Origin of the sequence: Micromonospora foliorum (assembly GCF_022229015.1) — a bacterium.
Taxonomy (GTDB): Bacteria; Actinomycetota; Actinomycetes; order Mycobacteriales; family Micromonosporaceae; genus Micromonospora; species Micromonospora foliorum.
The window spans coordinates 1-2,729 of record NZ_JAKKFF010000475.1 but is presented as its reverse complement, the minus strand read 5'-3'; the positions used below and the strand labels follow the sequence as shown (position 1 = coordinate 2,729).

The 2,729-nt window shown below is 73.2% G+C and carries 3 protein-coding genes; all 3 read right to left on the bottom strand.

Going from position 1 to position 2,729, the window contains the following annotated elements; all coding sequences use genetic code 11:
• Positions 1-323 precede the first annotated feature (323 nt).
• The gene (locus tag PSH25_RS28370) at positions 324-746 is read right to left on the bottom strand and encodes a hypothetical protein (protein WP_238661954.1); all 423 of its coding nucleotides are present in this window, start codon (positions 744-746) and stop codon (positions 324-326) included.
• On the bottom strand, positions 743-1,723 hold the full coding sequence (gene holA, locus PSH25_RS28365; protein ID WP_238661953.1) for a DNA polymerase III subunit delta: 981 nt from the start codon (positions 1,721-1,723) through the stop codon (positions 743-745). The genes PSH25_RS28370 and holA overlap by 4 nt, the downstream gene beginning before the upstream one ends.
• A gap of 150 nt (positions 1,724-1,873) precedes the next feature.
• The coding region (locus PSH25_RS28360; RefSeq protein ID WP_238661952.1) for a ComEC/Rec2 family competence protein at positions 1,874-2,729 on the bottom strand (856 nt) is incomplete at its 5' end.

The window sequence follows — 2,729 nt, the reverse complement described above, 5'->3', positions numbered from 1 at the left end:
GTCCGGCGGGAGGCATCACGGAAGCTGCCCGAGTCGGGCGGGAGTCGCGGTGATCCGCTGCAACCGTGGCCGCGAACCGCAAGTCCGCGATCGCGAAGCGCGTGGTGTCGCTCTCCGCCTGACGACTTCACCGTCAGACTGATTCGGAAAACCCCGGGCCCAGGCCCGGGGTTTCCGTGTGTCCGGAGGCCGGCCGTGTTCTCCGGGCCGGCCCGTTCTGTGCGTCATGCCGGCCGTGTTCTCCGGGCCGGCCCGTTCTGTGCGTCATGCCGGCCGTGTTCTCCGGGCCGGCGGTTCTGTGCGTTGCGCCGACGGGTCGGCGCTCAGTCTGACGGGTTGGCGCGCCGGGGTGGTGGCACGGGGTCGGCGGTGATCACCACGCCGGGAACGCTGTGCGAGACCCACTCCACCCGGGCTCGGCCGACCACCGGTTCCATCTGCCGGCGAAACCGATCCCGTTCCTGCTCGGGCACGAGCGCGGCCGAGCGGACCACGATCGCGGCCACCATGTCGTTGAGCTTGACCATGGCCGCCACCACGACCGGCAGCACCAGCACCGCCCACCAGCTGACCAACTCGGCGAGGGCGAGCAGCACCGCCAGGGCGATGGCACCCTCGAAGAAGAGGAAGCACAGCACGCCGCCGGGGTTGACGAACCGCAGGCCGAGGAGCCGGGCGTAGAGCGGCCGGTAGCGCTCCTCGTCCACGGGAATGGTGGCCCACCCTGGGCGGTTCGTCCCCGTCACCTGGTGCTGCCCTGCCGGGCCGCCGCGACCGAGAAGACCGCCCGCTCCAGGGCGTACGCCCGGTCGTCGGAGCCGCCCTTGACGGCCGCGTTGCACTCGGCGGCGACCTGCATGGCACGGACCAGGCCCTCCGGCGTCCAGCCCCGCCCCTGCCGCTGCGCCCGCTCGATCTTCCAGGCCGGCATTCCGAGGCTGCTGGCCAGTTGGTACGGGCTACCCCGCCCGGCCGATGCCACCCGGGCCACCGTGCGCACCCCGTCGGCCAGGGCGTCGGCGATGGGCACCGGGTCGACCCCGACGTGCAGGGCCCAGCGCAGTGCCTCAAGTGCCGCCGGCACGTCGCCGACCATGGTGGCGTCCGCCACCGTGAAGCCGGTCACCTCGACCCGACCCCGGTAGTAGCGGGAGACCGTCTCGGCGCTGATCCGCCCATCGGTGTCGGCGATGAGCTGGGAGCAGGCGGCGGCCAGCTCGCGCAGGTCGTTGCCGACCGCGGCGATGAGCGCCTCGGCGGCGTCGTCGGTGCACTTTCCGCCGGCCCGGCGAATCTCGTCGCGGACGAAGGTCACCCGGTCGCGGTGCCCCTTGAGCTTGGCGGCCGGGACGACAGTCGCGCCGGCCGCCCGCAGACCGTCGGCGAACGCCTTGCCCTTGGCACCGCCCAGGTGCAGCACCAGCAGCTGGACCTCCGGGTCGGGGTTCTTCGCGTACGCCAGCAGCGCGGCGACCAGGTCCTTGCGGGCATCCTGGCCGGAACGCAGGATCAGCAGCCGCCGCCCGCCGAACAGCGAGGGGCTGAGCATCTCGGCGATCTCGCCGACGGTGAGCGCACTGGCCTGGTACTCGCGGACGTCCACCTCGGGATCGACGGCGCGAACCTTCGCGACAGCTTCGGTGACCGCGCGCGTGGCGAGCAGTTCCTCGTCACCGAGGACGAGCAGAATGGGGGCGAGGCTGGCGGGGGTCACGCCGCCCATATTCGCACGGCCTGCGGCGGGATCGTGCCTGCTCATCCGCTGCTTGATCGGCGCAGCCCGCACACAGCGCAAATCCAGACATTCACTTCAATTGCTTGCTTAATCCGCAAGTCGCCCACTCAATCGGAAGCCGCTGTCTTGGCCGGCAGCTCAGGGCTGCCGGCCTGCGGGCACACCTCTCCGGGCCACCGCCAGACCGTCGCCCGTTCGGACCGCCGCCACGTCGCCGTCCGTGTCGGTACGCAGCACCCGCACGCCGCCTCTGCTCAGTCGGGCGAGCAGGCCGGCACTCGGGTGCCCGTAGGTGTTGCCCGTGCCCACCGGCACGAGCGCCACCGCCGGCCGCACCGCGTCGAGGAAACTAGGGTCCTGGTACGCCGACCCGTGATGCGCGACCTTCAGCACGTCCGCCCGTAACTGACCGGGCAACGCCCGCGCCACCATCGCGTGCTGCTCCTCGGTCTCCGCGTCGCCGGCCAGCAGGATCCGTACCCCAGCCACCGTGGCGCGCAGCACCAGCGAGTTGTTGTTCGGGTCGGACCTGGTTCCGGCCAGCGGGTACGGCGGGCCGAGCACCAGCAGGTCGACCCCGCCCACGGGGTGGCGAGCGCCGGCCACGGTGGTCAACAGCGCGGCCCGCCCGCCGGTGGCCGACGCCCGCACCAGCTCCCGGCCGCTCTCCGGGTCGGCCGACGACGGCGTCAGCACGGCACCCACCCGCCGCCCCCGGAACACCCCGGCCACCCCGCCCACGTGGTCCGCGTGGAAGTGGCTGATCACCAGCAGGGGCACCTCCCGTACGCCGAGCCGACGCAGGCAACCGTCCACCGCCCCCGGTTCCGGCCCGGCGTCCACCACCACGGCCCGGCCGGGGTCGACCGGGAGCACCAGCGCGTCGCCCTGGCCCACCGCGCAGGCCACCACCACCCAACCGGCGGGCGGCCAGCCGGCGGCTACCAGCCGAACCGGCAGGGCACCCAGCACGGCGGCGACCCCCACCACCGCC

Bases quoted from the DNA above. Each gene is read 5' to 3' on its own strand.
- holA (WP_238661953.1), bottom strand. From the start codon at position 1,723: ATGGGCGGCGTGACCCCCGCCAGCCTCGCCCCCATTCTGCTCGTCCTC.